This is a genomic window from Pseudomonas sp. SIMBA_068 (assembly GCF_046534705.1).
In the GTDB taxonomy this organism is placed as follows: domain Bacteria; phylum Pseudomonadota; class Gammaproteobacteria; order Pseudomonadales; family Pseudomonadaceae; genus Aquipseudomonas; species Aquipseudomonas putida.
Map to the genome: position 1 here is coordinate 1 of NZ_JAWRYI010000948.1, position 257 is coordinate 257.

Here is a 257-nt window from a genome sequence, read left to right on the forward strand (position 1 = left end):
CCTCTAATCCGCTCAATCCGCGGCGGGTGGTGTGGGAGTTGTCTCCACAACTGCCGGATAACGCTATTTTCACCTCGGACTCCGGTTCCTGTGCCAACTGGTTCGCCCGCGACTATCGGGTTAAGCAGGGTCAGCGCGCCTCGCTCTCCGGCGGCCTGGCCTGTATGGGCGCGGCGGTGCCTTATGCGATTGCCGCAAAATTTGCCCATCCCGATAAACCGATAGTGGCGCTGGTGGGTGACGGTGCGATGCAGATG

General features: G+C 61.5%; 1 protein-coding gene. It reads left to right on the plus strand.

All coding sequences use genetic code 11. The features are described 5' to 3' along the window. On the plus strand, positions 1-257 hold a 257-nt coding region (locus tag SB756_RS32215), incomplete at both ends, for a thiamine pyrophosphate-dependent enzyme (RefSeq protein WP_410913520.1).